The 19,666-nt window shown below is 59.0% G+C and carries 17 protein-coding genes; 10 read left to right on the top strand and 7 right to left on the bottom strand.

The features are described 5' to 3' along the window. Positions 1-105 precede the first annotated feature (105 nt). A complete protein-coding gene (locus tag BMS17_RS22950) occupies positions 106-504 on the top strand; it encodes a MerR family DNA-binding transcriptional regulator (RefSeq protein ID WP_046032528.1) in 399 nt (132 codons plus the stop codon). Between the two features lie 129 nt (positions 505-633). Then, entirely contained in the window at positions 634-1,533 is a 900-nt protein-coding gene (locus BMS17_RS22945; protein ID WP_077431855.1) for a hydroxymethylglutaryl-CoA lyase, read from the top strand. A 671-nt stretch (positions 1,534-2,204) separates the two neighbouring features. Here the strand turns inward: BMS17_RS22945 and BMS17_RS22935 are convergent. Further along, positions 2,205-3,902, bottom strand: coding sequence for an AMP-binding protein (locus BMS17_RS22935; RefSeq protein WP_046032530.1), 1,698 nt, complete (start codon positions 3,900-3,902; stop codon positions 2,205-2,207). Between the two features lie 204 nt (positions 3,903-4,106). Between BMS17_RS22935 and BMS17_RS22930 the strand changes: the two genes are divergently transcribed. Genes BMS17_RS22930 through BMS17_RS22915 form a run of 4 tightly spaced genes read left to right on the top strand, consistent with a single transcriptional unit; the run spans position 4,107 to position 9,665 of the window. Further along, on the top strand, positions 4,107-5,270 hold the full coding sequence (locus BMS17_RS22930) for an isovaleryl-CoA dehydrogenase (RefSeq protein ID WP_046032531.1): 1,164 nt from the start codon (positions 4,107-4,109) through the stop codon (positions 5,268-5,270). Between the two features lie 12 nt (positions 5,271-5,282). Further along, positions 5,283-6,890 (top strand): carboxyl transferase domain-containing protein, encoded by a 1,608-nt coding sequence (locus BMS17_RS22925; protein ID WP_077431854.1) that lies wholly within the window; start codon positions 5,283-5,285, stop codon positions 6,888-6,890. Between the two features lie 13 nt (positions 6,891-6,903). Next, the gene (locus BMS17_RS22920) at positions 6,904-7,716 is read left to right on the top strand and encodes a gamma-carboxygeranoyl-CoA hydratase (protein ID WP_046032533.1); all 813 of its coding nucleotides are present in this window, start codon (positions 6,904-6,906) and stop codon (positions 7,714-7,716) included. Then, positions 7,716-9,665 (top strand): acetyl/propionyl/methylcrotonyl-CoA carboxylase subunit alpha, encoded by a 1,950-nt coding sequence (locus BMS17_RS22915; RefSeq protein ID WP_046032534.1) that lies wholly within the window; start codon positions 7,716-7,718, stop codon positions 9,663-9,665. Before BMS17_RS22920 ends, BMS17_RS22915 begins: the two co-directional genes overlap by 1 nt. A gap of 39 nt (positions 9,666-9,704) precedes the next feature. On the opposite strand, the gene BMS17_RS22910 is transcribed toward BMS17_RS22915, so the two are convergent. Then, positions 9,705-10,346: a LexA family transcriptional regulator gene (locus tag BMS17_RS22910; protein ID WP_046032535.1), complete on the bottom strand. Its 642-nt coding sequence runs from the start codon at positions 10,344-10,346 to the stop codon at positions 9,705-9,707. Positions 10,347-10,475: 129 nt separating this feature from the next. Between BMS17_RS22910 and BMS17_RS22905 the strand changes: the two genes are divergently transcribed. Next, positions 10,476-10,817 carry a DUF6124 family protein gene (locus BMS17_RS22905; protein ID WP_046032536.1) on the top strand — a complete coding sequence of 114 codons (342 nt, stop codon included), beginning with the start codon at positions 10,476-10,478 and terminating at the stop codon, positions 10,815-10,817. Positions 10,818-11,303: 486 nt separating this feature from the next. Next, positions 11,304-12,455, top strand: coding sequence for a M14-type cytosolic carboxypeptidase (locus tag BMS17_RS22900; protein WP_046032537.1), 1,152 nt, complete (start codon positions 11,304-11,306; stop codon positions 12,453-12,455). A 181-nt stretch (positions 12,456-12,636) separates the two neighbouring features. Here BMS17_RS22900 and BMS17_RS22895 read toward each other — a convergent pair whose 3' ends face one another. The 5 genes from BMS17_RS22895 to BMS17_RS22875 form a co-directional block, all read right to left on the bottom strand. Beyond that, on the bottom strand, positions 12,637-13,182 hold the full coding sequence (locus BMS17_RS22895; protein ID WP_077431853.1) for a cytochrome b: 546 nt from the start codon (positions 13,180-13,182) through the stop codon (positions 12,637-12,639). Continuing rightward, the gene (locus BMS17_RS22890; protein ID WP_046032539.1) at positions 13,179-14,264 is read right to left on the bottom strand and encodes a catalase family peroxidase; all 1,086 of its coding nucleotides are present in this window, start codon (positions 14,262-14,264) and stop codon (positions 13,179-13,181) included. Before BMS17_RS22890 ends, BMS17_RS22895 begins: the two co-directional genes overlap by 4 nt. Positions 14,265-14,386: 122 nt before the next feature. Further along, positions 14,387-15,151, bottom strand: coding sequence for an enoyl-CoA hydratase-related protein (locus BMS17_RS22885; RefSeq protein ID WP_046032540.1), 765 nt, complete (start codon positions 15,149-15,151; stop codon positions 14,387-14,389). Positions 15,152-15,198: 47 nt separating this feature from the next. Next, entirely contained in the window at positions 15,199-16,524 is a 1,326-nt protein-coding gene (locus BMS17_RS22880; protein WP_046032541.1) for a membrane protein, read from the bottom strand. Further along, the gene (locus BMS17_RS22875; protein WP_256577258.1) at positions 16,521-18,074 is read right to left on the bottom strand and encodes an amino acid adenylation domain-containing protein; all 1,554 of its coding nucleotides are present in this window, start codon (positions 18,072-18,074) and stop codon (positions 16,521-16,523) included. Before BMS17_RS22875 ends, BMS17_RS22880 begins: the two co-directional genes overlap by 4 nt. A gap of 290 nt (positions 18,075-18,364) precedes the next feature. Here BMS17_RS22875 and BMS17_RS22870 point away from each other — a divergent pair, with 290 nt between their 5' ends. Together BMS17_RS22870 and BMS17_RS22865 are read left to right on the top strand one after the other, a co-directional pair. Then, positions 18,365-18,871: an RNA polymerase sigma factor gene (locus BMS17_RS22870; RefSeq protein ID WP_046032543.1), complete on the top strand. Its 507-nt coding sequence runs from the start codon at positions 18,365-18,367 to the stop codon at positions 18,869-18,871. Next, the gene (locus BMS17_RS22865) at positions 18,868-19,620 is read left to right on the top strand and encodes an anti-sigma factor (RefSeq protein ID WP_046032544.1); all 753 of its coding nucleotides are present in this window, start codon (positions 18,868-18,870) and stop codon (positions 19,618-19,620) included. Before BMS17_RS22870 ends, BMS17_RS22865 begins: the two co-directional genes overlap by 4 nt. The last annotated feature ends 46 nt before the right edge of the window (positions 19,621-19,666 follow it).

Genomic DNA, 19,666 nt, shown 5'->3' with positions numbered 1-19,666 from the left:
GGCTTGCTCGCGAAGAGGCCAGCAAGAACACTGATGGCCCCTGCCCCTTGACGTAAACGTCAACCTGCCATTAGCTTAGCGCCATGACCTTTTTCGAGCGCCTCCATGAGCAGCCAGACCTATAGCATTTCCGACCTCGCCCGCGAGCTCGACATCACCACGCGGGCCATCCGCTTTTATGAAGAGCAAGGCCTGCTCAGCCCCGAACGTCGCGGTCAGGAACGCATCTATTCACCCCGCGACAAGGTCAGTCTGAAGCTTATCCTTCGGGGTAAGCGCATCGGCTTCTCCCTGGCTGAATGCCGCGAGCTGATCGAGCTGTATGACCCCACCGGCGGCAATCAGAAACAGCTGCAAACCATGCTGACCAAAATCGCCGAACGCCGCGAACAGCTGGAGCAGCAAATGCTCGACATCGAACAGATGAAGCTGGAACTGGATACCGCGCAGGAGCGTTGCGTCCAGGCGCTGGAGCAAACGATCAAGAGCCAACAGGTCGTGTAGGAGCTGAGCTTGCTCGCGAAAGCGTCAGGTCAGTCGACATCGATGTTGAAGGCCATACCGCTATCGCGAGCAAGCTTGGCTCCTACAGGGTTCTGTGAACATTCAGACAATTACAACAGGTCCAACGCCATGTCCCTTCCTACCCACGTACGCATTGTCGAAGTCGGCCCACGCGACGGTCTGCAAAACGAAGCCCAGCCCATCAGCGTTGCCGACAAGGTGCAACTGGTCGACGCGCTGACCGCCGCAGGCCTTGGCTATATAGAAGTCGGCAGTTTCGTTTCGCCAAAGTGGGTGCCGCAAATGGCCGGTTCCGCCGAGGTCTTCACTCAGATCCAGCGCAAGCCGGGCGTCACCTACGGCGCGCTCGCCCCCAACCTGCGCGGGTTTGAAGACGCAATGGCGGCGGGTGTAAAGGAGGTGGCCGTGTTCGCCGCCGCCTCCGAGGCGTTTTCCCAACGCAACATCAACTGCTCGATCAGCGAAAGCCTGGAGCGTTTCGTGCCCATCATGGAGGCGGCCAAACAACACGGCGTGAGCGTGCGCGGTTACGTGTCCTGCGTGCTGGGCTGCCCTTACGAAGGTAACGTCGCCCCCGAGCAAGTCGCCCTGGTTGCGCGCGAGCTCTATGCGATGGGCTGTTATGAAGTGTCATTGGGCGACACGATCGGCACGGGCACCGCTGGCGCCACCCGCAAGATGTTCGAAGTGGTCTCGGCCAGCGTGCCCCGCGAAAAACTCGCCGGGCACTTCCACGACACCTACGGCCAGGCCATGGCCAACATCTACGCCAGCCTGCTGGAAGGTATCTCGGTGTTCGACAGTTCCATCGCCGGCCTCGGCGGCTGCCCGTACGCCAAGGGCGCCAGCGGTAACGTTGCCACTGAAGATGTGGTTTACCTGCTCAACGGCCTGGGAATCGAGACGGGTATCAATCTGGATGCATTGATTCTGGCCGGTCAGCAGATTTGCACGGTGTTGGGGCGTGTGACCGGTTCGCGCGTGGCCAAGGCTCGCAGCGCACAGTGAGTGTGTCTGGGTGTTACCGCGCGGTCTCAATGGTGGGCGCAAGCGAGTAACACGGAAACAGATTCTAGGGTTTTACCTGAGGCGCAAAACCTTACAAAATCACAAAGCTTTGATTTTAAAGGGTTTTTAAAAGTTGGCACGGCTTCTGCTATCTCTACTGCATAACAAGAACAAAAAAAGCAGCAAACCTAATAAAAATAAGACGTAACGACTCTGACATAACAAAAACAACACGGCAGAGACGCAGCTAACAGATTTTTTTGGAGAAGGTGTGCTTTTCAGGGTGCTTTTCGGAGTCACCCGCAACCGGGCAGAGAACAATAAAACTACCCTCAGGTAGCTCCCGAACTGGTTGGATCGCTTAGCGAAAAAGTAGATCAGCGCTCAAAAAAATACGTTTGCTCTTGATCCCGGATGGGGATCGACAAAAACAGCGGTAAAGGGTCACGGTCACTAAAAACAAAAACAGACCGCCCCTCAATAATAAAAAAAGAGCACGCGCAACGACAAAATTAAAGGGGAGCTTCGGCTCCCCTTTGTGCTTTCTGGCATTCAGGTTTTCACTATCCCCTGTGGGAGCGAGCTTGCTCGCGATAGCGGTGGGTCAGTCGACATCTTTGCTGGATGTGCTACCGCTATCGCGAGCAAGCTCGCTCCCACAGGGGTTCCCTTCAGTCTTGGTTACCGCGCAGTTCTTCGATACTGATCTCACGCATACGGAATTTCTGGATCTTGCCAGTCACCGTCATCGGAAACTCCTCGACGAATTTGAAGTAACGCGGCGTCTTGAAGTGCGCGATGCGATCCTTGCACCAGGCTTGCAGCTCTTGCTCGGTAGCGCTGTGGCCAGGGTGGAATTTGATCCAGGCGACAATCTCTTCGCCATAACGCGAGCACGGGATGCCGATCACCTGCACGTCAGCCACCGCCGGGTGGGTGAAGAAGAACTCTTCCAACTCCCGCGGGTAAACATTTTCACCGCCACGGATGATCATGTCCTTGTTGCGTCCGGCAATGCACACGTAGCCCTCGTCATTCATGCTCGCCAGGTCGCCGGTATGCATCCAGCCGGCCTGATCGATGGCTTCCGCCGTGCCTTGCGGGTTGTTCCAATAGCCGAGCATCACGCTGTAACCACGGGTGCACAGTTCGCCAATGGTGCCGCGCGGCACGAGGTTGCCGGCCTCGTCGATGATTTTGCTTTCCAGTTGCGGCTGGGTGCGACCGACCGTGGTTACGCGCAACTCCAGTTCGTCTGACGGACCGGTCTGCAACGACACCGGGCTTGTTTCCGTCATGCCATAGGCAATCTGCACTTCGTTCATGTGCATTTCGTTGATGACCCGGCGCATCACCTCGATCGGGCACGTTGCACCGGCCATGATCCCGGTGCGCAGGCTCGACAGGTCGAATTCGGCCCGGCTGGGCTGATCGAGCATGGCGATGAACATGGTCGGTACGCCATACAACGCTGTGGCTTTTTCTTCAGCGACAGTGGTCAGGGTCAGCAGCGGATCGAAGGCATCACTCGGGTAAATCATGGTGCTGCCATGAGTGACGCAGCCGAGATTGCCCATGACCATGCCGAAGCAGTGATACAGCGGCACCGGGATCACCAGGCGATCATTGGCGGTCAGGCCCAGGCTTTCGCCGACCATGTAACCGTTGTTGAGAATATTGTAGTGACTGAGGGTCGCGCCTTTCGGGAACCCGGTGGTGCCGGAGGTGTACTGGATGTTCACCGGCTGATCGAAATGCAGGCTGTCCTGGCGTTCTTGCAACTGCTCAGTCGAAACGCTAGCGGCCAGATCGGCCAATTGTGACCACGGCAGGAAACCTGAAGGCGGCTGCACATCCAGACTGATGACACCGCGCAGGTCGGGCAGGCGTTCACTGTGCAACTTTCCGATGGATTGCTCGGCCAGTTCGGGAACGAGGCCTTGCAGCATCCCGTGATAGTTGGAGGTTTTGAACGCGCCGGCGCAGACCAGCCATTGGCAACCCGACTGCTTGAGCACATATTCGAGTTCGGAGCTGCGATAGGCCGGGTTGATGTTGACCAGAATCACGCCGATTTTCGCCGTGGCGAACTGGGTGATACACCACTGGGCGCAGTTCGGTGCCCAAATGCCGAGACGGTCACCCGCTTGCAGGCCCAGCGCCAGAAGCGCTCTGGCGTGCAGGTCTACGACGTCGGCCAGTTGCTGCCAGGTGTATCGCAACTGCTGATGGCGCACGACCAGCGCCTCCCCGGTCGGGTACTGCGCAACGGTGTTATCAAATGCCTGGCCGATGGTCATCGCCAGCAAGGCTTTGTTTTGGGAACCTCGGGTATAGCTGCGCTGCGGGCTTGCACTGGGTTGATCCATGACGACCCCTATTGTCTTTATTAGTGGGTTGTTGGACCGAGGCATATGAGTAGCCCCGATCGTTCAGAACTGCCTCTACTCTCGCTCAAGTTGACGTTAACGTAAAGGGTGATTGACAGCCATTCGTCACAGGCTTACGTTAACGTAAAGGTGAGAGCCGAATCACTGCCCTCCCCACCCTACAAAAAAGCCAAAAGGTGACCCATGAGCTACCCATCCCTGAATTTTGCCCTCGGTGAAACCATCGACATGTTGCGCGATCAGGTTCAGTCCTTCGTCGCCAAAGAGATCGCACCGCGCGCCGCTCAGATCGACATCGACAACCTGTTCCCCGCTGACCTGTGGCGCAAATTCGGCGACATGGGCCTGCTCGGCGTCACCGTGCCAGAGGAGTACGGCGGTGCTGGCCTGGGTTACCTGGCCCATGTGGTGATCATGGAAGAAATCAGCCGCGGCTCGGCGTCGGTTGCCTTGTCCTACGGCGCCCACTCCAACCTCTGCGTCAACCAGATCAACCGCAACGGCAACCACGAACAGAAATCCAAATACCTGCCGAAGCTGATCAGCGGCGAGCACATCGGCGCCCTGGCCATGAGTGAGCCGAATGCCGGTTCCGACGTGGTCTCGATGAAACTGCGCGCTGACAAACGTGGCGACAAGTACGTGCTCAATGGCAGCAAGACCTGGATCACCAACGGTCCGGACGCCAACACCTACGTGATCTACGCCAAGACCGACCTGGAAAAAGGTCCGCACGGCATCACCGCATTCATCGTCGAGCGCGACTGGAAAGGCTTCAGCCGCAGCAACAAGTTCGACAAGCTCGGCATGCGCGGCTCGAACACCTGCGAACTGTTTTTCGATGACGTCGAAGTGCCGGAAGAAAACATCCTCGGCGTGCTCAACGGCGGCGTGAAAGTATTGATGAGCGGCCTCGACTACGAGCGCGTCGTCCTTTCGGGTGGCCCGACCGGCATCATGCAGGCCTGCATGGACTTGATCGTTCCCTACATCCACGACCGCAAGCAGTTCGGCCAAAGCATCGGCGAATTCCAGTTGATCCAGGGCAAAGTCGCCGACATGTACACCCAGCTCAACGCCAGCCGCGCCTACCTGTACGCCGTGGCCCAGGCTTGCGAACGTGGCGAAACCACGCGCAAGGACGCTGCCGGCGTGATCCTCTACAGCGCCGAACGCGCCACGCAAATGGCCCTCGACGCGATCCAGATTCTGGGGGGCAACGGTTACATCAATGAATTCCCGGCGGGTCGTCTGCTGCGTGACGCCAAGCTGTACGAAATCGGCGCCGGTACCAGCGAGATCCGTCGCATGCTTATCGGTCGCGAACTGTTCAACGAAACCCGCTAAACGGAGCTGTCCATGGCTATCCTGCATACCCAGCTCAACCCCCGTTCGGCGGAGTTCGCGGCCAACAGCGCGGCGATGCTCAAACAGGTCGACGCCCTGCACACCCTGCTCGCCCAAGTGCAGCAAGGTGGCGGCCCGAAGGCACAAGAACGCCACACCTCGCGGGGCAAATTGCTGCCCCGCGAGCGGATCAACCGCTTGCTCGATCCGGGTTCGCCGTTTCTTGAGATCAGTCAACTGGCGGCCTACGAGGTCTACGGTGAAGACGTTCCAGCCGCTGGCGTAATCGCCGGGATCGGCCGCGTGGAAGGCGTCGAGTGCATGATCGTCGCCAACGACGCCACGGTCAAAGGCGGCTCGTACTACCCGCTAACGGTGAAAAAACACCTGCGCGCCCAGACCATCGCCCAGCAGAATCGCCTGCCGTGCATCTATCTGGTGGACTCTGGCGGCGCCAATTTGCCGCGCCAGGATGAAGTGTTCCCGGATCGCGAGCACTTCGGACGAATCTTCTTCAACCAGGCCAACATGAGCGCCATGGGCATTCCGCAAATTGCGGTGGTCATGGGCTCCTGCACCGCCGGTGGCGCGTATGTGCCAGCGATGGCTGACGAAGCGATCATGGTTCGTCAGCAGGCGACGATTTTCCTCGCCGGCCCACCGCTGGTGAAAGCCGCGACCGGTGAAGTGGTCAGCGCCGAAGACCTTGGCGGGGCCGATGTGCATTGCAAGATTTCCGGGGTGGCCGACCACTACGCCGAGAGCGATGAACACGCCCTGGCCATTGCCCGACGCAGTGTCGCCAACCTCAACTGGCGCAAACTCGGCGAGCTGCAACAACGTGCGCCGATTGCTCCGCTGTACAGCAACGACGAGCTGTACGGCGTGGTGTCGGCGGACGCCAAGCAACCGTTCGATGTACGCGAAGTCATTGCGCGCCTGGTCGACGGTTCGGTGTTTGACGAATTCAAGGCACTGTTCGGGACCACACTGGTCTGCGGCTTTGCCCACTTGCACGGTTACCCGATCGCGATCCTCGCCAACAACGGCATCCTGTTCGCCGAAGCCGCGCAGAAAGGCGCGCACTTCATCGAACTGGCCTGTCAGCGCGGCATTCCGTTGCTGTTCCTGCAAAACATTACCGGGTTCATGGTCGGCCAGAAATACGAGGCTGGTGGCATCGCCAAGCATGGCGCGAAACTGGTGACCGCTGTGGCGTGCGCCAAAGTGCCGAAATTTACCGTGATCATTGGCGGCAGTTTTGGTGCCGGCAACTACGGCATGTGCGGGCGAGCCTACGACCCGCGCTTCCTGTGGATGTGGCCGAACGCTCGCATCGGCGTGATGGGCGCCGAGCAAGCCGCCGGGGTGTTGGTGCAGGTCAAACGCGAGCAGGCCGAGCGCAGTGGTCATGGTTTCAGCGCCGAGCAGGAAGCCGAGATCAAGCAACCAATCCTCGATCAATATGAAGAACAGGGTCACCCCTACTACTCCAGCGCACGGCTGTGGGACGACGGTGTCATCGACCCGGCGCAGACTCGCGATGTGCTGGCCCTGGCCTTGTCCGCGTCGTTGAACGCGCCTATCGAACCGAGCCGCTTCGGCGTGTTCCGGATGTGATCGGGAGAAAACCATGAGCGACTTCAATACCCTCGAACTGCTGACCGACCCACGGGGTTTCGCCACCCTGTGGCTCAGCCGTGAAGAAAAGAACAACGCGTTCAATGCTGAAATGATCCGCGAACTGATCCTCGCGCTGGATACCGTGGCCAGCGACACCAGCCTGCGCTTTTTGCTGGTGCGCGGGCGCGGCAAGCATTTCAGCGCCGGCGCAGACCTGGCGTGGATGCAGCAGTCGGCCGAGCTCGATTACAACACCAACCTCGACGACGCCCGGGAACTGGCGGAATTGATGTACAACCTCGCCAAGTTGAAAATCCCGACAGTGGCCGTGGTGCAAGGCGCGGCATTCGGCGGTGCACTGGGCCTGATCAGTTGCTGCGACATGGCCATTGGCGCCGATGACGCGCAGTTCTGCCTGTCGGAAGTGCGCATCGGCCTGGCGCCGGCGGTCATCAGCCCGTTCGTGGTGCAAGCCATTGGCGAACGCGCGACACGCCGTTATGCCCTGACTGCCGAACGTTTCGGCGGGCAACGGGCGCGGGAAATCGGCTTGTTGTCGGAGAGCTATCCGGCCACTGAGCTGGAGCAAAAGGTCGATCAGTGGATCGACAACCTGCTACTCAACAGCCCGGCCGCCATGCGCGCCAGCAAGGATCTGCTGCGCGAAGTCAGTCACGGCGAATTGACTCCGGCACTGCGCCGCTACACCGAAAATGCCATCGCCCGTATCCGCGTCAGCCCTGAAGGTCAGGAAGGCCTGCGCGCTTTTCTGCAAAAACGTCCGCCGAGCTGGCAGGCCCCCACCACGAAGGAGCCGCGTTGATGAGCGCACCTGTTCTCACCACCCTGCTGGTGGCCAACCGTGGCGAAATCGCCTGCCGCGTGATGCGCACCGCCAAAGCCCTGGGCCTGACCACCGTGGCCGTGCACAGCGCCACTGACCGCGACGCGCGCCACAGCCGCGAAGCGGATATCCGCGTCGACCTCGGTGGCAGCAAAGCCGCCGACAGTTACCTGCAAATCGACAAACTGATTGCTGCCGCCAAGGCCAGCGGTGCTCAGGCGATTCATCCGGGTTATGGCTTTTTGTCGGAGAACGCCGGGTTCGCCCGCGCGATTGAAGAGGCAGGCCTGATTTTCCTCGGCCCACCCGCCTCGGCCATCGACGCCATGGGCAGTAAATCCGCGGCCAAAGCGCTGATGGAAACCGCCGGCGTACCGTTGGTCCCCGGCTATCACGGCGAAGCGCAAGACTTCGACACCTTCCGCGATGCCTGCGAACGCATCGGTTATCCGGTGCTGCTCAAGGCCACCGCCGGCGGTGGCGGCAAAGGCATGAAAGTGGTCGAGGATGTCAGCCAGTTGGCCGAAGCCCTGGCCTCGGCCCAGCGTGAAGCGAAATCGTCCTTCGGCGATTCGCGGATGCTGGTGGAGAAGTACCTCCTCAAACCGCGTCATGTGGAAATCCAGGTCTTCGCCGATCAGCATGGCAACTGCTTGTACTTGAATGAACGTGACTGCTCGATCCAGCGTCGCCATCAAAAAGTCGTCGAGGAAGCCCCCGCGCCAGGCTTGAGCCCGGAACTGCGTCGTGCCATGGGCGAGGCGGCTGTGCGTTCGGCGCAAGCCATCGGTTATGTCGGCGCCGGCACCGTGGAGTTTCTGCTGGATTCGCGCGGTGAGTTCTTCTTTATGGAGATGAACACGCGCTTGCAGGTGGAACACCCGGTCACCGAAGCCATCACGGGGCTCGATCTCGTGGCCTGGCAGATTCGTGTGGCTCGTGGCGAAGCGCTGCCGATGACTCAGGCCGAGGTTCCGCTGATCGGTCACGCGATTGAAGTGCGGCTGTACGCCGAGGACCCGGCCAATGACTTCCTGCCGGCCACCGGCCGCCTGGACCTGTATCGCGAATCCGCCGCAGGCCCCGGACGTCGGGTTGATAGCGGTGTCGAGGAAGGCGATGAAATTTCGCCATTCTACGACCCGATGCTGGGCAAGCTGATTGCCTGGGGCGAGGACCGCGAACAGGCGCGTCTGCGCTTGCTGAGCATGCTCGATGAGTTTGCGATTGGCGGGCTCAAGACCAATATCAACTTCCTGCGCCGGATCATCGCGCACCCTGCGTTTGCGGCGGCAGAGCTGGACACCGGGTTTATCCCGCGTTTTCAGGAGCAATTGTTGCCAGCGCCCTCGGACCTCGATGACGCGTTCTGGCAAGCCGCTGCGCAGGCGGTCGCCCAGAGCCAGCCAGCTTCACCGCGCGCTGATGACGTGAGTTCGCCGTGGGGGATCAGTAATGGTTTCCGTGCCGGATTGCCGAAGGAAATCACCCTGCACCTGAGCTGCGAAAACCAGGACCGGGCGTTGACCCTGGGCGACATCTGCACGGCGCAACTCAAAGGCGAGCAATTGCTGACCGAGCACAACGGCGTGCGCCGCCAGCATCGGACCCTCCGTCGTGGCGACTCTGTCTATCTGCAATGGGAAGGTGAACTGCGCCGTATCGAGTCCTACGACCCGATCAGCGCCGTCGAAGCCAGCCACAGCCATCAGGGCGGTCTCACGGCCCCGATGAACGGCAGCATCGTGCGAGTCCTGGTGGAGGCCGGGCAAACGGTCGAAGCCGGGGCGCAATTGGTGGTGTTGGAAGCAATGAAAATGGAGCACAGCATTCGTGCGCCCCACGCGGGTGTGATCAAGGCCTTGTATTGCCAGGAAGGCGAAATGGTCAGCGAAGGCAGTGCGTTGGTCGAACTGGAAGAAGCGTGAAATGAAGATCGGTCCTACGTTTTGCGAGGACCGATCTGATTAGAATTTGGCCGTTGCCTGAACCACTACGCCGAGTATTCGACACTCCTCGGTGAAAAGGGCTTTCGGATACGTCGGATTGAGCGGGACCAGGTAACGCTGCCCGCCCTCTTCGATCAGTTTGCGAAAGGTCGCCTCGGTGCTGTCCGACCACTGCGCGATCACCAGTTTTCCGGGCTCTGGCACAATGGCCGGATCGACCAGGATCATCATGCCCTCGGCGATACTTATGCCCGTTGGCGCAGTCATCGCATCGCCCACCACCTCCAGCCAGAACGCAGCACCCTGCGCGTGGTAATCGGTCAGTTCGAAACGCGGCTTGCCGTAGACCGATAACTCACCGTCACGCACTTGCGCGGGCTCCCGCCAGTCACTGACCGGGTAGCGGAAGTACGGGTTGTACTTGTGTGTCAGGCAAGGCTCGTCATCCTGCAAGACCTCGCGAATCACCATCGCCACTTCCAGAAAATCCATCCCGAGCGCGCGCAAGACACGATTCATGTCTTCGATGCTCGGCGAACGGCGTTTATTCAGCCAGTGACCCACGCCACCCTGGGACATCCCGAGGCGGTCGGCGAGTACCTCTTGAGTGACTTTGAGCTCACTCATCTTGGCTTTGACCAACTCAATCCATTTATCCATGTGCGGCACGATACGTGGGGTACTCCGACCAACAAAACACAAATTGTAGTATTTAAATCCCTGTCACAAATACAGTTCGTACTAGGATGGATTCACGGATCTGAATCTATCACGGAGCTTGCCATCGTCATGACGTTACCCAGCAACGACCTGCCAGACATGCAAATCGATACCACCCTGACCTCGCCAAAAGGCAGTGCTGCCGCGCAACGAGCATTGGATTACTACTTGAAACCAACTGTGTCCGAAGCCGCGACGGTCGAGCGTTTCTTTGATGTGAACCCGGGTATCAGTGCTGAAGAAGCACTGGTTCATGCCTCGGATTTGTTGCGATGCGCTGCGGCGACTGCACACGAGTCCGCCAGTAACCTGCACGGTGCAAGCCGCGACCTGGCGTTTTCGACGGTGCACATGATCGACATGGCCAAGGCGATGATCGATCGGTCATTGCAAGCGCATCAGAACGTGTGAAGCGAAGGTACTTCTGGGGAAGACGGGAAAGAATTTTCCCATCGTGCAGATAAATTCATTTGACTTCCAAACGAGAATGATTATTATTGCATGCAGCTGATCGCGAGATCAGTCGATTGTCCAAATGACCTTAGGTCGGTCTTCTGGACTATCTCCTCATCAGGCTAATCACGGTTTTTGACCCGGCTTTTTGCCGGGTCTTTTTTTTGCCAGTTATTCTGGCTTTTACCTTCAGGCTAATGAAGTCTTTGGGTGCTGCAAATTCGATGGCGCGGATAATATCAAAAGAATATCGGTTGGCAAGAGAAGCCCGGCATCATTGGGCCAAACCAATGTAAAAATAGCACTTGAGAATCAATCACACTGTCTCTAAGCTGCGTCGGCGTCAAGGAGGACGCCCCCCTCTGCACCCCGCAATTTCCCTCGGTTTCCCCCCTGTCTTGCGTGTAAAGTAGCCGCCATAAAATCATATTCTGGATATCGATTATGACCGTGGCTAAATCTTCCTTCGACATCAGTGCAAACTTCGACAGTGGCAACATTGAAGTGCTGGATATCAGCAATCCGCTTCAAGCATTGCTGGCCATCAAACCCGACACCCGCAGCCAACACTTTCAATGGTTCCACTTCAAGGCCAGCGGTCTTCACGTCGGTCAGGAGCACTGGTTTCGCCTGAACAACGCCAGCAAGTCCTCCTATAACAAGGCTTGGGACGGCTATCAGGCCGTTGCGTCCTACGACCACGTCAACTGGTTCCGCGTACCCACCATCTTCGAAGGCGACTGCCTGCGCTTCAGCCTCGAAGCCACCGCGACCCACGCCTGGTTCGCCTACTTCGAACCCTATAGCCGTGGCCGTCACGACTGGTTGATCGAACAGGCATTGACCAAAGCTGGCACCGAACTGTTGGCCACCGGCAAGAGCGTCGAAGGGCGTGACATTCAATTGCTGCGTAAAGGCACGGGTGCCGAAGGCCGGCGCAAAGTCTGGATGATCGCTCAGCAACACCCCGGCGAACACATGGCCGAATGGTTCATGGAGGGCGTCATCGAACGCCTGGAAAAACACGATGACCCGGTATTGAACAAACTGCTGGCCAGCGCCGACCTGTACCTGGTGCCGAACATGAACCCGGACGGCGCCTTCCATGGTCATCTGCGCACCAACGCCATGGGGCAGGACCTGAACCGTGCCTGGCAGAGCGCCAGTCAGGAAATCAGCCCGGAAGTGCTGTTCGTTCAGCAGCAGATGGAAAAGTATGGCGTCGACCTGTTCCTCGACATCCACGGCGATGAAGAAATCCCCTACGTGTTCACCGCTGCCTGTGAAGGCAACCCTGGATACACGCCGCGAATCGAAAAACTCGAAGAGCATTTCCGCAGCCATCTGAAACACCTGACCAAGGACTTCCAGACCAAGCATGGCTACACCCGTGATGAGCCGGGTAAAGCCAACATGACCTTGGCCTGCAACAGCGTCGGTCAGAAATTCGATTGCCTGTCCTTGACCCTGGAAATGCCGTTCAAGGACAACAACGATTCGCCGAATGCGCTCACTGGCTGGTCCGGAAAACGCTCGAAGCAATTGGGTAAAGACGTGTTGACCACCGTCGCCGACATGATCGACACCCTGCGCTGATTACCCGGCTCATGTAGCAGCTGGCGTAGCCTGCGTTCGGCTGCGAAGCAGTCGTAAAAACCAACACCGCGGTGTTTCAGATCAACCGCGGTGTTTTTGATGACGACTGCTTCGCAGCCGAACGCAGCCTTCGGCAGCTGCTACATAAGCCGAACGCAGGCTACGCCAGCTGCTACAGAGATTACCCGCGATCCTTACCCCGCAACATGCTGTCCAGCACGTCATCACGCCGCACCCAACCGTGAAACAACGCCGCCGCCAAGTGCAGCAACACGGTCAAAAACAGCAGATACGCCAAGTACCCATGCGCCTTGCGCAGGAACGCGAACACCTGAGCATTGGCCGGCAGGATCGACGGCAGCTGGATTGAATGGCTCAGCATCACCGGGTCGCCCGCTGCCGAAATCATTGCCCAACCGAGCAACGGCAACACAAACATCAATGCGTACAGCAAAAGGTGCGAAGCCTTGGCCGCCAGCACCTGCCACCCCGGCAGGTCTTCTGGCAAGGGTGGCTGTTGCGTGGAAAAGCGCACGAACACACGCACGATCACCAGCAGCAATATCGCAATGCCCAACGGCTTGTGCAGATGAATCAACCACTCATGGCGCTCGGACACCGAGGCCACCATTCCCGCACCGATAAACAGCATCGCAATAATCATCAGCGCCATCAGCCAATGCAGCAGCCGCGCCAATTGCGCGAAATGGTTCGGTTGAGCGCTCATTGTCGAGCCTCCTGTTTAGCGGCGGGCAACTGACTGACTTCACTGGTGCGACGCAAGTAGGAACTGGCGTAACCGGCTGAACGAGCAGCGAGCAACGGGTCGTCGGAACCTTCGATACCGCTGGGCAGCACGAGCGGATCGTAGTTGATGTCGCGGCACTCACCATTGAGCTGTGGCTGAGTGCGCTCCAGCACCAAGGTACCGGCGTTCAGTACTTTACGACCGTCGGGCCAGGCCTTGCTGGCGTCGTTGACCGGGTCTTCCGGGTTCGCCAGCGTGATCTTCAACTGCCAACGCAACGGCCCGGCCGACAAGCGCTGAACCAGGTCTTTCTCAAGAAAATCACTGCCCTCAGGCGCGGCGGCACCCGCCACATCCTGAGCCACCGGCACCATGTTCCAGCGCACTGCCTGGCGTTGACCGGCAGCATTCACCAGGTAAAACGCGTTGACGCTGTTGTACGACTCTGTCGCATAACTGGCCGACGGCTTGGCGGTTTTGATCCAGGCCAGGAACGGCGCCGCTTCCGGGTGGGAGCCGAAAAACGCCGGAACCGCCGCAGGGTTGGGTTTGCCGGTGGCGGGATCCGGCGACTGGGCTTGCTGCAGTTGGTAGAACGCCTCAGGCGTGCCCACCGGGAATACCGGCATGCTGTTCATGCCGGTGCGCCACTGCTGACCGTTGGCCTGAGTGAAACGCAACGCCAGGCTACGAATCGGCACGGCGCTGTCCGGTGCGTAAGGATTGCCGGCAGGCAACGCGAACCGCCCGACCACCGGGGTCTGAGCCTCGCTGAACACCTGGGCGCTGGAAAAGGGGCGCGCCTCGGCGGTGCTTTCAAAATGACCGATCACGCACACACCTTTGGCGTGGTTACGACGGAATCCAGGGTGCACACCGTTGTTGGTTTCCAGCACATTGATCAGTTTTTTGGGTGTCAGACGCTGTGGGTCAATGGTGCCGTTGACGTAGGCAAAGGCCCCGGCCAACGCGGCGACCACCACGGCGATGCCGGTCAAACGCAGTGTCAGGCTTGCGCCACTCAGCGGTGGCCGTGTGGGCGGTGTTGAGCGATCAACCATGAAAGACTCCAGGGCCATCGGCCATAGGGGGAAGGACCTATGAGACGAACGTCACGTAGGATTATTCCCCCTGAACTGTAGTTTCTTTCAAATCACCGCGAGCGACGAATACCAGAGGCCCGTTACACGGGGTTAAAACGCGCCTCACGTTTATCGAGAAAAGCCTGCATGCCTTCTTGTTGCCCAGGGGTGGAAAACAACCCATGGAACGCCCTTCGCTCGTACAGCAGACCTTCGCGCAATCCAGACTCCAGCGCACGATCAACCGCTTCGCGCGCCGCCATGGTAGCGGTCTTGGCAAAACCGGCGATGGTCTGCGCCGCTGCCAGGGACTCCTCCAGCAGATCGGCGGCGGCAATCACTCTCGACACCAACCCCGCCCGTTCGGCTTCCTGGGCAGACATCGAACGTCCGGTCAGAATCATGTCCATGGCTTTGGATTTGCCGATCAGATGCGTGAGACGCTGGGTGCCCCCGATGCCTGGCATCACGCCCAGTTTGATTTCCGGTTGAGCAAATTGCGCGTTGTCGGCAGCAAAGATCAGGTCGCACATCATGGCTAACTCACAACCGCCGCCAAAGGCATATCCGGCGACGGCTGCCAGTTTGGGGGTACGTAACGCGGCAAAGGCCTCCCACCCGGCAAAGTAATCCTCGTGAACCATGTCCAGATATGACTTTTGCTGCATTTCCTTGATATCGGCGCCGGCGGCGAAAAAATCCTCGGTACCCGTCAGGACGAAACACCCCACCTGCGGGTCCCGATCCAGTCGTTGCAGGATGTCCAGCAATTCGCGCATGAGTTCATCATTCAGGGCGTTCCGGGCTTGCGGGCGGTTGAGACGAATCAATACGACTCGATCATGACGTTCGATCAATGTGTACATGGTGACCTCGTTGAATAATGGTTGAATGGCGAGCACTTACTCACACCTCAGGAATCCCAGATCGCGCCATAGGCCGGAATACCCCGACCTTCCATTTCCTCGACCACACGTTGAGTCAGTGCCTGGTTGGAAATGCAGATCACAGCCTCTGCACCGGTCGCTTGAACTGCGTCATAGGCCAGTTGCACCAGATCGGGTTTGCCGAGCACATCGGTGTCCCAGATCAAGGCGTCGGGCTCGGCCCGGAGAATCTCCTCCACCAGTTCGTCACCGTAGGTTTTGCGTGGGTTGCGGGTCGACCAGATCAGATGTATCGGTACCTGCCTGGCAAGAAGATGAGGCAGCACCGGGCCAATACCACTACCGGTCGCGATATACACCACCGACTTGAACAGGGTTTCTATGTGCGCCACACCTGCGGTGGTAATGCCTTTGACCCAGACGTGAGTCGGCATTTGCTCGATGAATTCGCCGGTCCAGTCCCCGGCACGGGAAATGATCAGGCGGAAACCGGCCTGCCCCGGCGCGGGAATGTTGGCAAACGAATGCCATTCCAGCAGCGGATTGAGACTGATGGCGTTTGACGAACCTGCAAACGGCGTGACATGCCCGAACCGGGCAATCACAGCGTGGGATGAAGTCCTGAGTAACTGCACCGGCACTTTGCGTAAACGCAGCCATGGCAGCGCAATACTGAACGTCAGGACCACCAGCATCCAAAAGGGAACAGAAGTGGCCAGTACTTCTTGCAACGGCACTTGCGGGTTCTGATCACGGGCAAACACAAAGGTCGATACCCAAAACAAAGCGAGCGCCGTCCAGCCACCGAAGCGATGTGTTCGTTCGAATCCATTGTGGAAACGTGAGCGAATCCCGGGATGCGCCATGGTCGCTATCAGCAACAACACGCCCAGCAGTGCTGCGTTCACCCACAGAAGCGTTGCCGAAACGCCGCCCTTGTCATCAATCCAATGCCAACCCAATGAGCCTAGCAATGCCACGAACCAGCCAATGGCTGCCAAGGCTGCGCCGCTGTGCAGCCCACCAAAGTGATAGACCTTGGCCAATGAACGACGAATCGGCAGCGGCCAACGGGTGGGAGCCCGGGTGGCTAGCCAGAACAGCAGGTTGATGACGTATTGCTGACGAATCAAAATCGCCAACGACAGATTCGCCAACACCAACCCCGCCAGCATTTCCAGTGCAACACCGGAGGGGGTCCACCATTGCCCCGCGTTCAACCCATGCGCCAGCGCGGCACCATTAAGTACCAGTACCAATGCCACAAGGCGGTTGTAATGAGAGAACACCGACAGCGTTCCGAGCCGTCGCCAAATCGCACGCTTGGCGGGTAGACCGCCGGCGGTGCTCATGCGCTCACCGTTGGTACAACATTGACATCAAGCCTGGCCTGTTGCGCTTGTTCCAGCAGCAGCCGCTTGTCGACTTTACCCCGTGACGTCAGGGGAATGTGGTCCAGAGCGATGATCAACGAAGGTACGCAATAGTAGGCGAGGCGCTCCTCGCAGAGACGTCTCGCCTCTTCGACATCGGTGGACGCGGGGCTGACGAAGGCAACCAGATGACGACTGTCGAGTTTCAGCGTGACCGCCCTCTCGCAGGAGGCGCACGACTCCAGCACCGCGGACACGCTATCGAGTTCAACCCGAAAACCCCGCACCTTGACTTGATCATCGACGCGCCCCAAGTGTTCGAGCTCGCCATCTTCTGTCCAGCGTCCCAGGTCGCGAGTGCGAAACATCATCCGGTTCTCACCGAGAAAGGGATCGGGGCGATAACGTTCGGCAGTGAGAGCGGCATTCCCCAGGTATCCGGCCGTCACGCAATCCCCGCCAGCCCACATCTCCCCTTGCACCCCTGTGGCACAAGGTCGACCGTTTTCATCGAGTACGTACACCGTGTTATTGGGCGTGGGTTTGCCGATGGTCAGGGCCTTACCGGTCTGGTAGCGCTGCATGGTGTTGACGATGGTGGTTTCGGTCGGTCCGCAGGCATTGAAAAAAATGCAGAACGAAGACCAGCGATCGGCCAGCGGCTGTGGACACGGCTCACCGGCAACGGCAACGACCTTGACCTGCTGGCAACGTGCCGGATCGAGTGTGCCGAGAATCGACGGCGTGGCGATCAGTACATCGCATTGTTCGGCAGTCTGAGCAATGTCTTTGCCACGGATCATTAACGTCGCGCCATGGGCCAGGCAACCCAAAATCTCCCAGGCGGCCATATCGAAGGCGATGTTTAGAATCTGCCCGACCTTGAGCCCAGGCTTCATGCCGAGGTTGCCAGGTTCCGTCAGCAGAATATTGCAGACATTACGCTGGGTAACCCGAACCCCGTTGGGCTGTCCGGTGGTACCGGAGGTGAACAAAAGGAAGCACAGGTGATCCGGGGTCATTAACGGCGTACAGGCCACGTTCAATTCGTCCGATTGCATTGACGCCTCGGACATGAACGTATCAAGGCAAATGCAGTGCTGCGCCGCAGTCAGGGGAATCTGCGACTGCAGGTTCGACAGCGTCAGCACCAAACGTGTGTCGGCAACCTCCATGATGTGGCGCAATTGCGTCGCAGGGGTGATCCCCACGTGCTGGGGAATGTAGGCCGCGCCTGCTTTCAACGCGGCCAACATACCTACCAGCATGGGGATCGACCGTTCCACGAACAAGGCAACGTGATCACCTGGATTGACGCCTTCCGTTATCAACAAGGCAGCCAGTCGATTGGCCTGTCTGTTCAATTCTCGGTAGGTGATGGATTCACCCAGGCAATGGGCCGCAACACCTTGCGGGTTGGTCACGGCTTGCGCTTCGATTGCATGATGAATCAAGGAGAACGCTGGCTTGACCGTCGGCCCACAAGCAAAAGGCTGCCAAAGCTCCTGATCGACTGCGGACACAGGCATCGCACAATAGGCTAATGCTGGTTTGAGGGTGATTGCGTGCTCTTGCATGAAAAAAGTCTCAACGGGCTCAATGTGTAAGCTCAAGGCCGGCTGAACTGAGTGCCGGTTGCGCTTGTTATGAGGGTTGAGCCACGACGCTTGATGCCGTTACATGGATTACAACCAGATAGGAACAGTCCTACAGAAAGTGGACCGTGGGATTTTCTTTTCCAGTAGAGGGAATAACCTGCAGTAGCCGGCGTCTTCCTTGTCAATGCCGCCCTTCACTGACTCAAGACACACCCTTCCCCATGAACGATATCGACGAACAACTCAGAGAAATCATTCCCAGGCTGCGGCGTTTCGCGGTGTCGCTGACGCGCAATCCCAGCGCTGCCGACGATCTGGTGCAGTCGAGCCTGGAGCGCGCCCTGTCGAGTTGGGGCGACAAACGCCCCGAGGGCGACTTGCGCGCCTGGCTGTTTTCAATCCTTTATCGCCAGTTTCTGGATGCCCACCGCCGTTCCCGGCGCTATGCGCGGATGCTCGAATTCTTTACCGGGCGTGACGACGCACAACCATCGGTCGAGCGCACGGTGATTGCCCAATCGACACTGCAAGCCTTCGATCAGCTCACCACCGAACAGCGCGCGCTGCTGCTCTGGGTGTCGGTGGAAGGTTTGAGTTATAAAGAGGTCGCCGCGATTCTCAACGTCCCTACCGGCACCGTGATGTCCCGCCTGTCCCGCGCACGCCAGGCCTTGCGCCAGCTCAGCGACGGCGAAATCACCAGCCCTACTCTGCGGATACTCAAATGATCAGCATGCCCCCGAGCGAGCGTGACCTGCACGCCTACGTCGATCACCAGCTCAACGACGCCGACCGACACCTGATGGAAACCTATCTGGCCAGTCACCCTGAAGTGGCCGTGCAAGTGCGCGCCTGGCAGCAGGATGCTCAACAATTGCGCGCCGCCCTGAGCGGCACGCTGCAACTCCCCGTCAATCAGGACCTCGACCCGGCGCTGATTCGCCAGCGCCTCAAACACCAGTCCCGTCGTCATCTGGCCAGCGCGGCGGTGCTGTTGATCGCTGTTGCCGTGGGTGGATTGAGCGGCTGGCAAGCGCGCGAGATGACCCTGGCCAGCGCCCAGACGCCGATGGCCGATGCCATGCAGGCTTATCGCCTGATCGCCCAGCAAGGCATCCTGCCGGCGGACTACAAAGCCGTCGCCGACGGCGACATGCAAGGTTGGCTCGACCGTTATTTCACCCAGGCCCATCGCCTGCCTGACTTGTCGAGTTCAGGCTTCAAACCGGTCAGCGGCCGTTTGCTCAGTACCGAACAAGGGCCGGCGGCCATGGTGGTTTACGAGGATCAGGGCGGGCACAAGATCAGCTTCTACGTGCGCCCACCAGGCCCGAAAAACAATTTGCTGCCACGAGGCAGTCGCAGCGACGGCGAGTTGCAGGCCGAGTACTGGTCCGGCGGCGGCTACAACTATGCGATGGTCAGCCCGAGCGACACGCCAGCAGCGCAGATGCTCAAGAAAACGGTGCAGTTCTGATTCGTTTCAGGTGGGTGTAAAACGCGGCGTCCGTCGACATGACTGG

Source organism: Pseudomonas sp. C9, from assembly GCF_002000165.1.
Taxonomy (GTDB): Bacteria; Pseudomonadota; Gammaproteobacteria; order Pseudomonadales; family Pseudomonadaceae; genus Aquipseudomonas.
The sequence above is the reverse complement of the archived record's forward strand: the minus strand, read 5'-3'. Positions and strand labels throughout refer to the sequence as shown.